This is a genomic window from Photobacterium lutimaris (assembly GCF_003025555.1).
In the GTDB taxonomy this organism is placed as follows: domain Bacteria; phylum Pseudomonadota; class Gammaproteobacteria; order Enterobacterales; family Vibrionaceae; genus Photobacterium; species Photobacterium lutimaris.
The window spans coordinates 410,153-428,498 of sequence record NZ_PYMH01000002.1 but is presented as its reverse complement, the minus strand read 5'-3'; the positions used below and the strand labels follow the sequence as shown (position 1 = coordinate 428,498).

Here is an 18,346-nt window from a genome sequence, read left to right as displayed (position 1 = left end):
ACCAAGTGGCACGACAAGAATAGTTGTTCATGCCAAGGTCTTAAGACCTATAATGGGGGCGATAATAACAGAACTCGCATGGCCTTTCAGCTAGAAAAGCAAACGTTTGCGCAAAATTATTTTTCATTCTCATTCTTAAATTTTGTGAACCGATTTCAAGTGGTCATATTTTATTCAGGGCGACAGCCTGAAGTATGGCAAAATCGGTCTCCATTTTTCGATGCAAGGCCCATCATGACCCGTTATACCAGTGAACAATCGGCATTTATTCATCACCAGCACGGGAATGCCCTGTGTATTGCCGGCGCTGGGACGGGTAAGACCACCACCTTGGTGGGATTGATCGAGCAGAAAATGGCGGCAATACCGGCACAAGAAATGCTGGTACTGATGTTCAACCGCGATATTCGTACTGATTTTCAGACCAAACTGCGTGATAACGGCATCCAAGCACAGGTACCGGTGCATACTTTTCACAGCTTTTGCCTGAAGTTTCTTAATCAAACAGGCTTTATCCGCAATACAGGATACCGGGTAAACTTCCAAAGTGGAGAAAGTGACAAGACGTTGGTGAAGGCCATCTTAAGAGAGCTTTCTGGGCTGGAAAAGACCTACCAGCGGCAGCAAATGATTAAAGACCCGAAAACCATCGAGTTACTGCTGAGCTTTATCGGTTTGGTCAAAGCCTACATGTTATCGCCGCATGAAGTTTTCAAGATTGCTGAAATCAATCGTGACTACCTGTTTATTATTGATGCCTATGAGCAGTTCGAGGCGCTGAGAAAAAAGCAGCGCTTGCTGTTTTTTGATGATTGGTTGGTCGAAACGGTCAAGCTACTCGAAAGTGATGATGCGATTCGTGAGCACTTTCATCTGCATTGTAAGCTGGTGGTGGTCGATGAGTTCCAGGATATCAATACCGCTCAGTACCGCTTGCTCAAACAATTACTCGGGCCTCAAACCCAGTTGCTGGCGGTGGGTGATGTTGACCAGTGTATCTATAAATGGCGGGGCAGTGCGCCGCAGTTCATGCTTAATTTTGAACAGGACTTTGCCCCTGCGACCACATACACCTTGTCACAAACATTCCGGTTTGGCCATAGCCTTGCTTTGGCTGCAAGCCATTTGATTGCCAATAACAAAGAGCGATTCAGTGAATTTTTGACGGTTTCAGGTGAAGGCGTTTCAGATACCCAAGTCATTGAGTGCGGCTCTTCCCGTCAAGTGGGGGAAATCGCCAATGCGATTGGACAGTACCTTGCCGATGGCGGCCAGCCTTCCGATGTCGCTATTTTGGTACGACGCTGGTCACAGACCTTGCTGTTCGAGCTAGCTTTCCTTAGTAAGCAATTGCCTTACCACATGCCAGTACCGTCAGTGCTTGCCCATAGTCGGGAAGTTAAACTGCTGATGGAGTTGAGCACCTTAGTCACTGCGCGTTTCGCGGATCTACCTGTGGCGCAAAAATCGGGTTTGCTATTTAGCCTGATGTGTTTCCCCCATTGTTACGTACCCAACAAATCCTTGAAGCCGCTTTGCGAGCAACTGGCTGGTATGGAGCCTTCACATTGGGTAACGTTTATTGGGCGCTATGAAAAGGCCAATGCGACACTAAAGCTGGATAATTTGATCGAGCGTTTAGAATTGCTGCAAAGATTCATGCGCAAGGGGAGTTTTAAAGCGTCGCAGGTCTATAAGCAGTACCGTAGTGAAAGTGGATTGGATAGTTGGATCTGGAAGACAGAAGCGACCGCATCAGAAATCGAGGAAGCGATTGAGCGGTTGGACAGTGTAGCAACCGTACTGGAAGCGATGGATCAAAGCTGTGAAAAAGCGCTGCAGTATTTCGAGTATTACACCCAGCAGTCCGGTCAGAAAAGCGATAATAGCAAGACAAGCGCTTCAGAGAATGAAGGGCAAGATAGTATTCAGCTGACAACGATTTTCCGCGCCAAAGGCTGTGAGTATCACCATGTTCACTTGCCTTTTTGGGACAAAGAGGCGTTCCCCTATGTCAATCGTGCGTCTGGTACCGTCGGGGCTGATTTGGAAGAAGAGCGCCGATTGGCGTATGTGGCTTTAACCCGAGCCAAAGAGAAAGCCATAGTGTATTACACCGCGCCAGATAAACCTTCGGCTAAAGCAACCAATGCCAGCCGGTTTGTATTGGAAGGTAAAATTAACATTGCGCAAGACTTAGGGGGCAAGTTGTATCAGCAGGGTGAGTTACCGTATTACTCAAGCCCTGTTGCTGAAGAGTACTGCCGTCGAATGGGGAGAGAGCAAGATGTTGCTGAGCCTCCGGTAAAGAAGGTAAATAAAAAGCCTATAGCGAAAGCGGTGGGTATTGGTGAGAGTAAGAATAGCCTTACTGGATTGAGTGATAGCGGTGACTACAGCTACAAATGGGCTATGCAGCAACCGTTGCCGGATAATGCAGAGAAAGTGATCAGGGCAATGGTGAAAACCAAGAATGCCAAATACCTCGATGGTGAGATAAGCCGCATTGTTAGAGAGTTGCAATCGGTCTCTGAGACGAAGAAGAAAGTGCTGGTGAACCGCCTGATTGTTGCCGCCAATGCGAGGAGTCTAGTTCGCCGCTAAGGCCTGATTCGCCGATGAAATTATTCATGGTTATTATAAACTAAGCCTCATCAGAGGCTTAGTTTAAATGACTTAACGCTATTCGGTTTAGTAGTACTCGACGCCTTCACCTGCTTTAATCAAGGTACCAGCTTCGTTGGTTAAGATCTTATCAAGCTCGAACAGCGAACCGATAGCGGCATTTCCACGACCGCTGTTGACGAACTGACACACGGCATCCACTTTAGGGCCCATAGAACCCGCTGGGAAGTTGAAGTGAGACAGTCCCTCTGGTGTGGCCACTTTCATTTCGGCTTGATCTTCTTTGCCGTAATTACGGTAAATTGAACCGTCAGTCAGAATCACAAACAGGTCAGCATTGATCGTTTCAGCCAACAGCTCAGCGGTTAAGTCTTTGTCGATAACACACTCTACGCCTTCCATTCGTCCTTGTTCACGGCAAACCGGCACACCGCCACCGCCGCAGGCAATGACTACATTACCGCTTGTTAGCAGAGTTTCAATTTGTTGCTGCTCAACAATGGCTTTCGGCATTGGCGATGGAACAACACGACGGAAGTATTCGCCGTCGGCTTTGAATTCCTTGTCACTGACTGCCATGATTTCTTTGGCGCGCCCTTCTGTATAAACCGGGCCGACAAACTTAGTCGGGTTGGCAAAAGCCGGGTCATCTTTGCTGACTTCGGTCTGTGTGACTAGGGTAGCGACAGATAGATTGGCATCGATATTACGCAATTCTTGCTGCAGCATATAACCCACCATGCCACAGGTTTGTGAGCCCAGCACATCCATAGGGTATGGGGTTGTTTCTGGTGAATACTCTTGATAAGCGCTGTTTTGTTCCATGAGCAAGCCGACCTGAGGGCCGTTGCCATGCACGATCACGACTTCATGATCGGTGGCAATAGCAGCAATGCTGGCCGCTGCTTTTTGGATATTGATTCTTTGATTCTCAGCGGTTAGGGCCTGGCCGCGGGCTAATAAGGCGTTACCGCCTAGTGCTAGAACTATGCGCATGATCGTATCTCCATTAAAGAGTTTGTATTTATATGTACTTATACGTACTTGTTTGTATTTAAAATTATTTATGTCCAAGCTGATAAATAGGCTTGGTTGTAAGTAGATTAAGGAAATTATCAATGACGGAATGTGATAATTCTCTAATAATAAATGTCTATTAATTTCTGTTAACCGTGAGTTTCGAATCTAATAGTGCGTAAATATCCGAGGTTATTCATAACTTTGTTTAATAACCACATTGAATTCAGATAGCTTATCAGTAAAAGCGAATAGTTATTTTCGATAAAACAAAGTGAAAAATGTTAATAGGATCACATTGTATCGCGGCTTATACCTCGTAGTTTTAGTCGGGAAGGTAAAGATGCCGCATATGCATGGACGGGTTTACATTTTTGTCTTGCTAGTAGCTGATATTTGCTGTATTTATGCCTGAATTCTTGTTAAAAATACTGTTCGATGGAACGTGATTATGGAAGACGTTGATTTTTTCTACCTGTAGTTCTATGCCTATTTCTATTCCAATTAAAGCGCTCATTGTTGGGCTACTGTTCGTTATCTCTGGCGGTATTTTATCTCCAGTGACGCAAGCGGCAGGTCTTATTGCTTCTGAGCAGTGCTATTTATTCAGTAAGGTGGAGAGTAAAGATAATGCCTTCATCAAGTACTACAGCTTATCTTTGGACAATCCTTATCTTGCTGATAAGCAAACAGTGTACTTGCAAAAGCGCCTTGACGAGGGGGTGACTGAGAATGAGGAAGCCTTGTATTGGCTGGGACGATATAACATCGAACAGGCTGAAGACCGGGCAGAAGTTGATATTACATCCTTTATTGACCAGCTGGAGCGCGTTGCAGAGCGATCCAGTGAAGCTTGGATCAAGGCCGAAATCCTGTTTCTTGATGCGCTTATGCTCATGGAGAAGCGGGAGTATGCGCTGGCCCAAGTGAAGCTTGAGTCTGTAAAACAGACGGCTGAGCAATTAGATTATCAATTGTTACTGGCGAGAAGTTTAAAGTGGTTAGCGAATATTGATGTTGAGCTCTCCAATTATAATGAGGCCCTAGATAAATATCAGGAAGCCTACGAGATATTCTCCGTACGCTCTGATAATCAGCAGTTAGCTAGGTTACTCTCTAATATCTCCTCCGTTTATATTAATATGGAAGAATGGAAAACAGCCTCACAGTACATCCAGCGTGCTTTTGAGCGGTACGAAAAAAGTGAACTGAATAACGCCTATATTGAATCAATCCTTCATATTAACGCTGGAGTGATTGATAAGTATTTAGTGAATGAAAGGCAAAGAAAGTTTCATGTCGACAAGGCAGTAAAACTTTCAGAGAAAACGCGCTCAGTAAGGATCAAGACCATTGCGTTGGTTAACCTTTCTGCTTATTACTTGGATCATGGTGATGAGCCCGCCGCGTTGGCGACAGCCGAACAATGCTTGACCATGGCAAGACGTTTCGGTGGCTCAAATGGCATCACCGTGGCGAACTGCCATGAAAGCCTATCTGAAGCGTTTCTTTCTTCGCAGCGTACAGACCAAGCCTTGTATTATGCCCAATTGGCGTTGTCTGTTTATGAAGCTAACCGTATTCAACATCGAATGATTTACATGTATGAATTGCTGGCAAAAATCTATGAAAGTAACCATAACTTCCAGCAAGCTTTGGTTTATTACAAAAAGTATTCGGACTTAGGGAAAACGTACTTATTTGATATTCGGAGAAAAGAGCTTTTTGATATGCAAGAACGTTATGATACGCATGTCAAAGAAAAGGAAATCCAGTTACTTAAAGCTGAAAATGCCTTGAATATTTCACGGTTGGCAGAGAAAAAAGCCAGTGAGAATATGCTCAAGCTTGGTACGGCATTAGTAATTATTTTGCTTTACTGGCTTTATCGGCGCTATAGCATGTTAAATAAAGACAAACAGGTTCTTGAGCAATCTAATGCCCAGTTGATGACGCAATCAAACATAGATCCTTTGACGACATTGCATAATCGACGCTATTTGGAGCACTGGCTCAAGGAAATACCGACTTCGGAGTATCGTAATGGTGGCTTAGTTGTTGTTATCGATATTGATTATTTCAAGCGGTTTAATGACGAATTTGGCCATAGTGTCGGTGATGAAGTGCTGGTGGAAATGGCCAAGCGCTTGAAATCGGTAGTGCGGCAGCAAGATGTTGTTGTCCGTTGGGGCGGTGAAGAGTTCATCATGATTTTGGCATGCCGAGAAAGTGAGAGCGAGCGGGTTCTCAAGCGTATCCAGCAACAAATTACGGATGCTGATTTTGTGCTCAGTTGCGGCAAGTATTCTCTCACGGTTTCGATGGGGGGAATATTTACCTCTAGCGCCGAACAACTTAGCCAGGAGTGGGTATCTTTATTGATCGCTGCGGATAGGGCTCTATATCAGGTGAAGGCATCAGGACGAAACGGTTATCAGTTATCTTCTGGTTCAACTGTGACATGACGTTGAGGCGTTGAAAAGACGTTACTATTTTCTTAAGTGATTGCTCAGGTTGTCTTAAGTCAATGTTTAACTTGTGAGTAATTGTAAACTCCACATTCTTATTGTGAATCTCTCGCGCTAAATAGCTGATAATGAAAATCAAAAACCTAGCCCCAGTCAAGCTGAGCACACGAACTTCACTTTTGTTCGGTGTTGCGCTTTTTGTGATTGCCGCCCTTTGCCTACTTTGTGCCCGCTTTTTTTTCTTGCAGAACCTCAATGAGATTGAGCAACAGCATGTGCTTAGGCATGTCGAAGAGGCGAATAAGATGATTAATATAACCGTTATCGAGCAAAAGAAACGCACATTTGATTGGGCGTACTGGGATGAGAGCTATCAGCTGGTCACTCAAGGCGATGCGGCATATCGAGATCGAAATTTATATTACGATGGGCTGCGTAATTTAGATATTGATCTGATGGTTTTTCTTGCCCTAGATGGTGTCGTTATCGAGAGTACCTACGCCACAGAAGGGGAGTTATCTGCCAACTTGCCCGTTGAATTAAGGCAGCGACTGCTGGCTCCAGAGGGCGTTGGCTCAATACTGGCTGCGGAAATCAACAGCGGGGTGATATCGGGTAACGCCTATGCGGGTCTTCTCGCGTGGGGGGATGACATTATGCTTGTTTCTATGGTGCCGATTCGAAATAGTCTTGGCAGCAGCCCGGTAGGCGGGTGGTTAATATGGGGGCGCTACCTGTCATCGGTTTTCCCCGGTCAATTTAGTGATATTTTAGATACGCACAACTTCTTGGTTCGATTACCCCCCAATGATAACGTCGCCCGCTTTTCGGCTCCTGCTTTACGGAGTGACAGTGGCGGAGAGTATTTGACCGCCAGTGTTGTTCTCAATGATATCAATGGTACGCCACTGGCTATATTGAACAGCAGTCATCTGCGTACCATTTATCAGCAGGGGAACCGGCTTATTATCTGGTTGGCAGTGGCTATGTTTGTGGTGGCAGTGGTGATTGGAACGCTGACAATGCTGGCATTTAGACTCAAAGTAGGCAGCCGTTTTTTGGCTTTTGAAAAAGGGCTGGAAGCCTTGGTCAGGGATCAATATAGCTCGCAGATGAAAGCTGCAGGCAACGATGAGTTCTCGATAATCGAGGAAGTGATTAACCAGACCCTAACTAAATCTTCCCATACTGATTCGGCGCTGAACGATGTCGCACAAAAGTTTGATGCGCTTTATCGCACCAGTAACCTCGGCTTGCTGATGGTGCTCGACAGCCGTATTGTCGATGCAAATGACACCATTGCTAAGATTCTAGCTTATCCTTCTTGCCAAGGGCTTATAGGTCAACCTTTGCTTAATTTGTGCCCGGAGTCATCCCATCACTATTGCGGTGTTGAGGCACTGAGCCAAGCAGTCAATGAGGGGCGCAGGCATTTTGACACTGATTTGGTGGCTTTCGATGGCCGGGTTGTGGCATGTAAGTTAGAGGTGATGCCAATCAAGCAGCAGCGTGGCGAGGCACTGATGTTCTCTATCAAGGATGTTAGCCGACAGAAAGAGCAAGAAGGCTTGATTTACCAGATGGAAAAGTATGATCCGGTAACCGGGCTGGAAAATCGCCAGACGTTTTTGGCCTCGTTGGATCGTATGCTGTCTTCAGATCAGCGTTTAAATAGTTCGATAGTTTATATCCGAATCGAGAGATTTAATATCGTTGTGGGGGCGTTTGGCCATCAGATGGCGGATGAAGCGCTGGTCGTCGTTGCCAACCAGCTTAAGTGCTTGTCTGGAGATGGAGTATTGGCGCGGGTGGCAGAGAGTGAGTTCGCGATGTTGCTATGCGGTGGGAATAGTTTGGCTCCTTATCGCAGTGCCAAAGCGATCCTTGCCGCTCTTGAACAGCCATTGCAAGTCGAAGGCGTTGACTTGCGCTTATCTGCATCTATTGGGCTGGTACAGGTCTCGCCAATGACTGCGTCCGCTGACCAGATGATGAGTGCGGTTGAGTTTGCGACGTATTGTGCACGGAACAACAAGTCGCGAATCCAGTTTTTCAATAGAAGAATTGAAGAGCAGCTAAAAAATCATATTGTTATTCAGCGAGACATTGCCAGTGCAATTAACCAAGGTGATATTTACCCTGAGTTTCAGCCTATTATCTGTAGTAAGACAGAAGCGATCTGTGGTTTCGAGGCATTAGCAAGATGGCACCACCCGGAGTTGGGGAATGTGCCGCCTGATCAGTTTATTCCTATGGCAGAATCCCGCGAATTGATCATTGCACTGGGTAGCCGAATACTCGAAAAATCGTGTGAATTCTTGTCCCAAATGAATAACCATCGTGAAAAGTTAGGGCTCAGTCCGTTGAAGGTCAATGTTAATTTAGCGGGCCCACACTTTTCACATCCGACATTGATCCCTCAATTGCGCACATTGCTTGAGCGTTACCAGATTAACCCTGTCCATCTGATTATAGAAATTACCGAAAGTATGCTGATAGATTCAACGCCAAAAGTGATTCAGCAGATGCAGGCAATAAAGGGGATGGGAATCCAGTTGGCTCTCGATGATTTCGGTACTGGCTATTCTGCACTGAGTTCATTGTGCAAGTACCCGCTAGATATTGTGAAGCTCGACCGCAGTTTTGTGCAACGTATCGGCCATGAGGCTCTGGGGGAGACCCTAATTAGCAGTATTGTTAAGATGTCAAAGGCGCTCGGTCTCAAGATGGTTGCAGAAGGGGTGGAAACGGAAGTGCAAAAAAAGGCGATGCAGTCTATGGATGTTGCAGAACTTCAGGGGTTCTATTTCTACGAGTCAATGTCGGCACAGGCGGCATTACAGTCTGCTTTGCAGGTTTCCGTCGAAGAGCTTTCGAACTAAGCTGAGCCAATTTATCAATTGGCCCAGTGTAATGATGTTGATGAAAAAGTTTCCAGTCTACGCCTACAGAATGAAATCCTGCTCACAGAAGTGTCATTGCACAGGCGTGATTTGAAGGTGTTTTGATACACTCCGGTTTTGCAAAATCTAAGGGAGTTAATACATGGAGTTTTCACGCAATTCATCTTCAACAATCTATTCTGACTCCTTGAACTTAGCGCTGCTTACTCCGGCTGAATTAGCAATGCTAGGTATTACGCCGCCGTTACCAAAGCAAGATTGGCAATTAGCAATTAAACCCTTGTCTCAGCTGACAAAGGAGGTTGATTGTTTAGATGATGACTACCATCAGGTAAAGGCGGTGCTAGATGAAAACCAGGTGGCCTCCTCTCATTACCGACAACCGGATGAGGCAAGCGACGTTGCTTTGGAAGTCTATGCCCAGGGGGAAATTGCTGCAGTGGCGACATTTAGTCGATGTTTGGAAGACTATAGAAATCCACGTAAATCGACCGAGCTATTCTATGAAGTGACTTTGCATACGATTTATGTGAAAAAGGCGTTTCGGGAGCGAGGGCTTGCTACTTGTTTGTGCGAGTTGATTATCAATATTGCCCGAACGGATTGTGATGACTTGTTTCGAAAGTTGGCACAGCGATCTATTCAATTAAAACTGTGGTTCTCAGCATTGGCAATCACCGAAGGTGGTGAGGCAATTTGCGATTTGCTCAGTGAATCGTTTGTTGAAATGGCCGATGACGTTATTGATGACTTGATCGAGGAGGGTGTACCTGTTCGCTATCAGGAACCCATGATTTTTGTCGATTGTCTTGCCTAAAGCCTCCCCCTAGCAAGGTATTACCAGGGGGATACCAATGGTACAGCGACTCAAACCTATGATGGTCTTTGGCATGACGACGCTAACTGTGCCGACTCAGCCTGCGCTTGGCATTGGCTCTGGAAACCAAATTATCAAACAACGGGGCGAACAGATTGGCAAACAAGATAGCTAACATGATGCCTTCTGGGTAGGCGGGGTTGACAACCCGAACAAACACCGTCATCACTCCAATCAGTATCCCATATGCCCATTTACCATTGTTAGTAAACGCCGCCGAAACGGGGTCGGTTGCCATGAATAGCATCCCGAAAGCGAAACCACCTAACACAAGGTGCCACCAAAACGGCATCGAAAACATCGGGTTGGTGTCAGAGCCGATGAGGTTAAGCAGCGTTGCGGTGACTATCATCCCTACCATTACCCCAGTGACGATACGCCACGAAGCAATACCCATTAGCATGATCATCAAGCCGCCCAGTAGCAGGAATAGGGTCGACACTTCGCCAATCGACCCCGGAATATTGCCGACAAACGCATCCATCCAAGTGATGGCTTCGCCCGTGGCATTATGCACCATAGCGGATGAACCACCTTCGGCCCATTGGCTCAGTGCCGTTGCTCCGGTGTAGCCATCAGCGCCGGTCCAGACCATCCCGCCAGAGATTTCAGCCGGATACGCAAAATACAAAAAAGCTCTACCTGCGAGGGCGGGGTTGAGAAAGTTCCGTCCTGTGCCGCCGAATACTTCTTTGGCAACCACTATCCCGAAGGTGATCCCCAATGCCGCCTGCCACAATGGTAATGTCGGCGGCAAAATGAGCGCAAACAAGATGGAGGAGACAAAGAAGCCTTCGTTGATTTCATGTTTACGCACAATGGCAAACAGGACTTCCCAGAAGCCACCGACGATAAAAACAGTGATATAGAGTGGCAGGAAGTAGAATGCGCCGAGAAGCATTTTACTTGCCCAATCTGCGGATTCGGCCAAACTGCCGCCTAGGGCTAGAGTCGCTGAATATTGCCAGTTTTCATTGACTAACTGCTGGATTTCCTCTGGGGAGTACAAGCTGTTGATGGCAATAACTGTCTGGTGCCCGACATTGTATAGTCCCCAGAACATGGCCGGGAAAACGGCCAACCACACGATGATCATGATCCGCTTCAGGTCGATACTGTCTCTGACATGGGTAATACGTTGAGTTACTTGTCCCGGCGTGTAAAGCAAGGTCGCGAATGCTTCATAGAGTGGGAACCACTTTTGGTATTTGCCTCCTGGCTCAAAGGCGTGTTCAACTTTCTCTAATGTCGTTTTTAGACTCATAGTTTAGCCCTCACGAGTAACTGGCAAGGTGGATGCCAGCATCACTATTGTTACGGGCTGAGTGGAAAATTCGATTAGCAATGATCTAACTATAACCCAACTCGTGTGCTGGGCAAGGTAGGGGATGGCAGCGTTTACCCGGGGGAATTGTAGTCTTCCCGTTACCCTTGTCATTGCTCACTAATACATGTTGCGCTTTCCATGCATTAGTGAGCAACCGTTTAATTAACCTCTTTTGTTCATTTGCAAATGGGCCTTGGCTCTGGGGGACGCGTGAACATTTTGCCAAGATGTTTTTCAACCACATCCTCAGGATCGGCCATTTGAGGCTGACTGTTTTGCTGCGGTGGGAGTGAGTGGTGTTGATCGAGCAGCTGTTTGTGATCCCGCCCCAGCATGAGTAGGCACGGCGTGAGGATCAACGTCAACAACGTTGCAAAGGCGAGCCCTCCGGCGACAGCAGTGGCTAATTGTGACCACCACTGGGTACTCGGAGCGCCGAACTCGACCAACCGACTAATCAGGTTAATGTTCATTTCAAGTACCATCGGCAACAGGCCTAGGATTGTGGTAATTGTGGTTAACAGTACTGGGCGCAAACGCTGCGCGCCGGTGTGCATGATGGCCGTCACTTTATCCAATCCGCTGTGGCGCAGTTGGTTATACGTGTCAATCAATACGATATTGTTATTGACCACAATACCCGCCAATGAAATCACCCCAATACCAGACATGATGATGCCGAAGGGACGTTGGAAAATCAGCAGTCCCAGGAAAACGCCGACAGTAGAAAACAACACCGCGCTGAGTATCAGGAGTGCTTGATAGAAGCTATTGAACTGGGTGACCAATATGAGCCCCATTACCGCGAGGGCGATCAAAAAGGCATTTTGCAGGAAGGCAGAAGATTTCTCCTGATCTTCATTTTGGCCTCTGACGATAACCTGCGTGCCCGTGGCGAGAGGCATCTCTGCAATTGCCGAATTAATGATAGGCAGTTGCAAGCTGAGGTTGTAGCCAGTGGACATATCCGCCATCACTTCAATAACCCGCTTGCCATCAAGGCGGTTAATAGTGCCTTGTTTCGGAGAGGGGGTAATACTGGCAAAGTTGGTGATTGGTACCATGCCGTAAACCGTTTTGACCCTCAGCTCATCGAACCGCCCGATATCCCGTTTGTCCTCGGGGTATCGAACCAGAATATCGACTTCTTCATCGGTATCATCGGGTAGGAAATCCCCAATCTTGAGTCCGTTGGTGACAAACTGCACGGTATTGCCCACCAAGGTTGCGTCCCCACCAAATCGGGCGGCGTCATCACGATCAATCTTGATTTCCCAATCGATGCCTTCTTTATCGGCAGAATCGGAGATATTGGTAAACGCCTGGTGCGATTCCAGCCAGTAACGGACTTGGCGGACGGCATCGTTCATGTCTTCGGTGTTATTACCGGACACCTCAATGACAACATCATGTTCACTTGGCGGACCGGCTTGCGGATATTTGAACTCTAGTTCTATACCGGCTATATCGGCTGTTTTTTCACGCATCTCAGCAATGATCGCTTTGATGGGGCGGCGGTCCTGCCAATCCATTGGATTAAGCTGGATCTGGCCGATTTCATTACTGCCACCTGTGCGGGTATAGACACTTTTTATCCCTTCTGTATCGATAATTCGCTGCTCAATTTGGCTCATCAGCTTATCTTTTTCATAGATAGACAGGTCACCATGGGAGCGAGCTTTGATGGTAAAGTGAGGCGGATCAACCTCAGGGAAGAAGACGACACCTAAACCGGCCTTGCTATAGGTCACCCCGACTGCAATGGCAAAAATAAAGGCGGAGATCAGTATTTTAATTGGGTGTTTAATGGCGACTGCCAAAGTGGTGAGGTAAAGCTTGGTGATGCCCCGGGCTTGGCTGAAGTCGCCTTTTTCCATGGCGATTTTACGTTGTTGTTCCGCCTTTGTGGTGTACTGGGGTTTGCCGACAACGCTACCTAATACGGGGACAAAGAGCAGTGCCATCAATAGTGAAGCAGATAAAGTCGCAATCAGTGTCAGAGGGAGGTAGCGCATGAACTCGCCGGTGGTATCTGGCCAAAATAGCAATGGCGCAAATGCCGCGAGGGTGGTGGCGGTCGAGGCGGTAATCGGCCAGGCCATGCGTTTGGCGGCCTCTCGGTAAGCTTGCTTGCGTGCCGTCCCTTCCTGCATTTTTCGATCGGCATACTCAGTGACGACGATGGCACCGTCTACCAGCATACCGACAGCCATAATCAGAGCGAAAAGGACGATCATGTTAACGGTGATGCCGCTAACAGCCAGCATGAGTAAACCGGTTAGGAAAGCACCGGGAATGGAGACTCCGACTAAAAAGGCGGTACGAGTCCCTAAAATGGCCAGTATCACAATGACAACCAAGATAATGGCCGACAAAATGTTGTTTTGAAGATCGTTGAGCATGGTATTAACATCTTCAGATTGGTCGAGGGTGTACTCCACCAACAAGTTATCTGGCCACTCCTCCCGTTTTTGCGCTTCTTCAACAACCGCCTTGACGATGCTGACTGTTTCGATGATATTTTCGCCAGCGCGCTTTTTGACATCCAGCACAATAGCAGTATCGCCGTTAAGGCGTGCAAAGCTGTTAGGATCACGGTAAGCACGGCGGATTGTGGCAACATCGCTGAAGGTGACGACTGTGTTGCCATCCACTTTTATCGGCAGCTCAAGGATATCTTTCAGCGAATCGAATACCGATGGTACCTTGACCGAAAAGCGGCCATAACCGGTATCGACAAAACCAGCGGCCACCACTCGGTTATTGCGGGCAACCAAACGAAAGACATCTTCTTGGTCAAGACCGTAGCTCTCCATCAATAGCGGCTCGACAATCACTTCGACAACATCTTCCCGATCACCAGCGATATCCACTTCAAGTACTTGCTTGAAACTCTCCAGCTTGTCTTGAAGATCACGTGCAACCTGAATCGTGGTCCGCTCTGGTACGGTACCGTACAGCACCAGAGACAATACCGGTTCATAACTGGCCAGAGTCACTTCATGCACCGTCGGCTCATCGGCATCGTCGGGCAGTTTAGCTTTGGCCAGATCAACAGCTTCACGCACATCGGTCAGGGCGACATTGATATCTGAACCCACAATAAACTCAAGTGTCACAGAAGCATGGCCTTCAGAGGCGATGGCGCTCATTTCTTTGACCCCTTCGATAGAGCGCAGCTCTTTTTCCAGCGGCCTTACCAAAAGCCGCTCGGCATCAGCTGGGCTGATCCCCTGATGACCCACCGAGACATAAATCACAGGAATAGTGATATCGGGATTGGACTCTTTTGGAATGATTCGGTAGGTGATGGCACCTGCCAACAAGATCAGAACCAGCAAAGTGAGCATGGTGCGTGAGCGGTTTATCGCCGCATCAATAATGGCAAACATTACTCACTCCCATCGAGGTCAACGGAATGGCGGCGAACAGGTATTACCGTATCACCGTCCCTGACAAAGCCTTGGCCTGTCGTGATGATCTCCACGGTATTCTCGGTACCGGCCAGCCACACACCGTCGGGCTCGACTTTGACGATTGAGATAGGCACGAAATGAACTTTATCGCCTGCGGCCAAGGTTTTTATCCCCAGATTGCCAGCTTCATCAAGCGCTAACATGGAAGGGGTGATTTTTATCGCCGGTTCGGTTGCTAGGAGCAATTCGAGGTTAGCGCTGGTGCCTGCCGTTAGCGCCATGTCTGGGTTGCTGATTTCCACTTCGATTGGGTAGGTATTGGTTGACTCATTGGCGACAGCCCCCCGAAAGCTGAGGGTACCTGTTGCGACAAATCCGGTAACCAGTTCGATTTCAGCCTTTTGGTTCTTGTAGACCTTATCGATGTGGCGCTCGCTGACATCGGCACTGATTACTAATGGGTTTAAATCAACAATGGAAATGATGGGATCACCCACGCCTAAATAGTCACCTTTCTCAATATAAAGGCGTTCGATAACGCCGTCGAAAGGGGCATAAATTTCAGTATTAGTTAATGCAAGCTCCAAGCTTCTGACTTGAGCTTTGGCTTCAATCAGGTTGGCTTCAGCCTGACTGAAAGCCACTTCACCCTGCAAGCCACGCTTTCTCAGTGACTTTGAGGCATTAAATTCTTGGTTCCTGACTTTGAGGATAGCATTGGCTCGGGCAAGTTGAAGTTCTCGGTCTGCCTTATCAAGTTGGATCAGTGGCTGGCCGGTTTTAATATGCTGCCCTTTGCGAACTAGCAAGGTATCAACTTTTCCCGCTACTTCTGCACCTAGGGTGGCTTTGCGGTTTGGTGCAGTACGGCCATAGAGGGAGAGAGTGCGGGTTACCGGTTGTACCATAAACTGTTCGGTCACCACTTTGGCCAGTGGTGGAGGGCTGGATGAATGGTCTTTTAATGCCTGAGAATCAGATGTATCAGAGGGGGGAGAGTAGTGGCCACTGAACAACCAAAGGCCTATTCCGAGCAAAATAAATGCGGAGAGTATCCAAGGTTTACGTCTTAAGAGTTCCTTGAGAGAAATCATCTGTTACTGTCCTTAGTAAGCAAAATATCAACATGTATTGTTAAAGAAAGGTTGTAAAAAAAGGCTTTAACTACAGTTGATTGCATACTAACAGCAAACTAGCTGAATGTTAATTTGAAGAATTTGACCTAACTCGCTTAATAACAACGAAATCTCGGTCGTTTGATGTAAAAGTGATTTATAAATAGCAGTACTACTATGAAGGAACAAATCACGATATCGGTTTCATCGATACATGGTTCGAGGCACTTCCAGTTGAGTATCAAAGCTCAGCGTAATTTGCGCTGGCTGGCAATCTCTGCAGTGGTGGTTACGGTGACGGCGGCAGGTTGGATGGTGTATTTGAAGTCTGAGGCCGATGACGCGAAATATAAACAGATGGAATTGGAAGCCCAGTCATCATCATTGACTGAAGAGCTTGATCAATTGAAATCGTTGAAATTCGATTTAGAGGCGGACTTGGATGCCCGTGAAAATCGTTTGAGTGGGGTATCGGATAGGCTGCATGAGCTTGAAGCTTTGCTTGGCGTAGATATTACCGGAGAAGTTGATGCTATCGAGCAGCGCTTGGATGTTGCCGCGATCAACTCTGCGGTACGTACAGCCATCTTGGAAAGCTTACCTAATGGGTCGCCGGTGGGGAAGGCGCGGCAGTCTTCCCAGTATGGCTATCGTGTCCATCCTGTAACGGGAAGTCGTCGACTGCACCGGGGGTTGGACTTTGCCGTGAATACCGGCACGCCAATCTATGCGCCTGCAGATGGTGTGGTAGAAACAGTGCGACCCAGTAATGAAGGCTCAGGTAACTTTCTTCGCCTGCAGCACACCTTCGGCTTTTCGTCATCTTATTCCCATTTACACAAATTTGCTGTGAAATCCGGTGATTTTGTCAATAAGGGCGATCTCATTGCGTACTCCGGCAATTCCGGTTTGTCATCCGGACCACACCTGCATTACGAGGTGCGGTTTGTAGGGCGGGCGTTGAATCCACGGCCATTCGTTGATTGGAGCTTGGATAATTTTGAACATATTTTTGAGAAAGAGAGAAATATTCAATGGGCATCTTTGATAAACAAAGTGGAACAGAAAGTCAGCAAACAACTACAACTGTCATCGCAGCGGGATGTGACATCCAAGGAGAATTCAAGCTGAGTTGCGATATGCAGGTTGATGGGATCATCGAGGGAACACTCAAGCTGGAAAAAGGCTTGATTGTCAGCCGTAGTGGCTCTATCAAAGGAGAAATCTGGGCTGACAAGATCATCGTCAATGGCCAGATAGAAGGCGTGTGCCGCGCCAATGCCATCGAGATCCTGGATAAGGGAGTCGTATCGGGCAGCATTTACTGCGATAACCTGAGCATCGATCGTGGTGGCAAGTTCTTCGGTACCACGCACCCGGCCGAAACCCAGCAGGTGGTCGAGTTTACCCCGAAAGCGAAGTCTGAAGAAAAAACAGAAAAAAGGGTTACGGAGCAAAAAATCAAAAAAGCGCAGTGATACATTTATAGCTGAAACCCTCTGTCTATACTCATTAGTTAGCAGCGTATTGTCGCCGTCTTGACGTACCGTTTGGTTGCCGTCGAATTGAGTTACGCTGCTTGTTTTGGGGAAACAGTACTGACTTTGGGGCAGAATGATATCAATCAAACAGCTGAGTTATGCCATTGCGGTAGAGAAGACTTTGCATTTCAAGAAAGCGGCTGATCTCTGTTTTGTGAGTCAGTCTGCTCTTAGTGCTGCGTTAAGTGAACTGGAAAAGCAGCTCGGGCTGCAGATCTTTGAGCGAAATAACAAGCAAGTGCTGGTGACGCCAATTGGCCGTGAGGTTCTCAAGCGGGCAAAAAATATTCTGTTGAGTATTGAGGATCTGGAGCATTTAGCTGGAAGCCAGAGTGCGCCGCTGAGTTTTCCCATGAGTATTGGGGTGATCCCAACCATCGCACCGTATTTACTACCAAGAATCTTTCCTTTTCTAAATCAACATTTTCCATTGGCGCAAATTAATGTGGTTGAGGAGCAGTCGCAACAACTGGTGGCGATGGTGCGAAGCGGTGAGATTGATACCGCTATTTTGGCCTTACCTTATCCCTGTGAGGGATTATTGAGCTTGGAGTTTTGGCAAGAAGATTTCTATTGGGTTACCCTCAAAGGCACCATGCATTCGCAGCAGAGCGAAATCACGAGTGATCAAGTCACCCAAACTCGCTTGATGCTGCTCAAAGAGGGGCATTGCCTGAAAGATCATGCGTTGGATGTGTGTCAGTTGACAGCGCAGAGAGCCAACCATGGTTTTGGCGCAACCAGTTTGAATACCCTGATCCAGATGGTACAGGGTAACTTGGGTACCACTTTTATCCCGGCGATGGCCAAAGAACAATTGATTGCCGCCAACGATCAACTCTCAGTTATTCACCTTAACGAACCTGGCCCCCATCGAAGAATCGCGTTTGTGTTTCGCCCCAATTATACCTGTATGTCTAGCATTGAAGCCTTGGTTGATATTTGTAAATCCTCGCTGCTTAGCGGCTGATATTTATCAATCATATTTTCTGATAACAGTGTTCGAAAAAAACCAATGTTGTTTTCAACTAAGCACACCTAATCTAAAGTCACTGCT

The 18,346-nt window shown here is 47.3% G+C and carries 11 protein-coding genes; 7 read left to right on the top strand and 4 right to left on the bottom strand.

What is annotated here, in order from left to right:
- Positions 1–234: 234 nt before the first annotated feature.
- Complete coding sequence (locus C9I99_RS07485) at positions 235–2,604, top strand: ATP-dependent helicase (protein ID WP_107348537.1); 2,370 nt, start codon at positions 235–237, stop codon at positions 2,602–2,604.
- An 87-nt stretch (positions 2,605–2,691) separates the two neighbouring features.
- Here C9I99_RS07485 and C9I99_RS07480 read toward each other — a convergent pair whose 3' ends face one another.
- The gene (locus C9I99_RS07480; protein ID WP_107348229.1) at positions 2,692–3,621 is read right to left on the bottom strand and encodes a carbamate kinase; all 930 of its coding nucleotides are present in this window, start codon (positions 3,619–3,621) and stop codon (positions 2,692–2,694) included.
- Positions 3,622–4,127: 506 nt separating this feature from the next.
- Here C9I99_RS07480 and C9I99_RS07475 point away from each other — a divergent pair.
- From C9I99_RS07475 to C9I99_RS07465, 3 genes are all read left to right on the top strand, one after another.
- On the top strand, positions 4,128–6,107 hold the full coding sequence (locus C9I99_RS07475) for a tetratricopeptide repeat-containing diguanylate cyclase (RefSeq protein ID WP_107348228.1): 1,980 nt from the start codon (positions 4,128–4,130) through the stop codon (positions 6,105–6,107).
- A gap of 131 nt (positions 6,108–6,238) precedes the next feature.
- The gene (locus C9I99_RS07470) at positions 6,239–8,992 is read left to right on the top strand and encodes an EAL domain-containing protein (RefSeq protein ID WP_107348227.1); all 2,754 of its coding nucleotides are present in this window, start codon (positions 6,239–6,241) and stop codon (positions 8,990–8,992) included.
- Between the two features lie 163 nt (positions 8,993–9,155).
- Entirely contained in the window at positions 9,156–9,830 is a 675-nt protein-coding gene (locus C9I99_RS07465) for a GNAT family N-acetyltransferase (RefSeq protein WP_107348226.1), read from the top strand.
- A gap of 82 nt (positions 9,831–9,912) precedes the next feature.
- Here the strand turns inward: C9I99_RS07465 and C9I99_RS07460 are convergent, their stop codons facing one another.
- The 3 genes from C9I99_RS07460 to C9I99_RS07450 all read right to left on the bottom strand — a co-directional run bounded on the left by C9I99_RS07460 (position 9,913) and on the right by C9I99_RS07450 (position 15,727).
- The gene (locus tag C9I99_RS07460; protein ID WP_107348225.1) at positions 9,913–11,154 is read right to left on the bottom strand and encodes an NADH:ubiquinone reductase (Na(+)-transporting) subunit B; all 1,242 of its coding nucleotides are present in this window, start codon (positions 11,152–11,154) and stop codon (positions 9,913–9,915) included.
- Between the two features lie 239 nt (positions 11,155–11,393).
- Entirely contained in the window at positions 11,394–14,609 is a 3,216-nt protein-coding gene (locus C9I99_RS07455) for an efflux RND transporter permease subunit (protein WP_107348224.1), read from the bottom strand.
- Entirely contained in the window at positions 14,609–15,727 is a 1,119-nt protein-coding gene (locus tag C9I99_RS07450; protein WP_107348223.1) for an efflux RND transporter periplasmic adaptor subunit, read from the bottom strand. Before C9I99_RS07450 ends, C9I99_RS07455 begins: the two co-directional genes overlap by 1 nt.
- Before the next feature lie 198 nt (positions 15,728–15,925).
- Between C9I99_RS07450 and C9I99_RS07445 the strand changes: the two genes are divergently transcribed.
- The 3 genes from C9I99_RS07445 to C9I99_RS07435 all read left to right on the top strand — a co-directional run bounded on the left by C9I99_RS07445 (position 15,926) and on the right by C9I99_RS07435 (position 18,259).
- Positions 15,926–16,879: a M23 family metallopeptidase gene (locus C9I99_RS07445; protein WP_107348222.1), complete on the top strand. Its 954-nt coding sequence runs from the start codon at positions 15,926–15,928 to the stop codon at positions 16,877–16,879.
- A gap of 8 nt (positions 16,880–16,887) precedes the next feature.
- On the top strand, positions 16,888–17,226 hold the full coding sequence (locus tag C9I99_RS07440) for a bactofilin family protein (protein ID WP_243734348.1): 339 nt from the start codon (positions 16,888–16,890) through the stop codon (positions 17,224–17,226).
- A 136-nt stretch (positions 17,227–17,362) separates the two neighbouring features.
- Positions 17,363–18,259: a hydrogen peroxide-inducible genes activator gene (locus C9I99_RS07435; RefSeq protein WP_107348220.1), complete on the top strand. Its 897-nt coding sequence runs from the start codon at positions 17,363–17,365 to the stop codon at positions 18,257–18,259.
- The last annotated feature ends 87 nt before the right edge of the window (positions 18,260–18,346 follow it).

What these genes read in the sequence shown, in the direction of transcription:
- C9I99_RS07485 (WP_107348537.1), top strand. Translation starts at nt 235, where the DNA reads ATGACCCGTTATACCAGTGAACAATCGGCATTTATTCATCACCAGCAC.
- C9I99_RS07480 (WP_107348229.1), bottom strand. Translation starts at nt 3,621, where the DNA reads ATGCGCATAGTTCTAGCACTAGGCGGTAACGCCTTATTAGCCCGCGGC.
- C9I99_RS07475 (WP_107348228.1), top strand. Translation starts at nt 4,128, where the DNA reads ATGCCTATTTCTATTCCAATTAAAGCGCTCATTGTTGGGCTACTGTTC.
- C9I99_RS07470 (WP_107348227.1), top strand. Translation starts at nt 6,239, where the DNA reads ATGAAAATCAAAAACCTAGCCCCAGTCAAGCTGAGCACACGAACTTCA.
- C9I99_RS07465 (WP_107348226.1), top strand. Translation starts at nt 9,156, where the DNA reads ATGGAGTTTTCACGCAATTCATCTTCAACAATCTATTCTGACTCCTTG.
- C9I99_RS07460 (WP_107348225.1), bottom strand. Translation starts at nt 11,154, where the DNA reads ATGAGTCTAAAAACGACATTAGAGAAAGTTGAACACGCCTTTGAGCCA.
- C9I99_RS07455 (WP_107348224.1), bottom strand. Translation starts at nt 14,609, where the DNA reads ATGTTTGCCATTATTGATGCGGCGATAAACCGCTCACGCACCATGCTC.
- C9I99_RS07450 (WP_107348223.1), bottom strand. Translation starts at nt 15,727, where the DNA reads ATGATTTCTCTCAAGGAACTCTTAAGACGTAAACCTTGGATACTCTCC.
- C9I99_RS07445 (WP_107348222.1), top strand. Translation starts at nt 15,926, where the DNA reads ATGAAGGAACAAATCACGATATCGGTTTCATCGATACATGGTTCGAGG.
- C9I99_RS07440 (WP_243734348.1), top strand. Translation starts at nt 16,888, where the DNA reads ATGCAGGTTGATGGGATCATCGAGGGAACACTCAAGCTGGAAAAAGGC.
- C9I99_RS07435 (WP_107348220.1), top strand. Translation starts at nt 17,363, where the DNA reads ATGATATCAATCAAACAGCTGAGTTATGCCATTGCGGTAGAGAAGACT.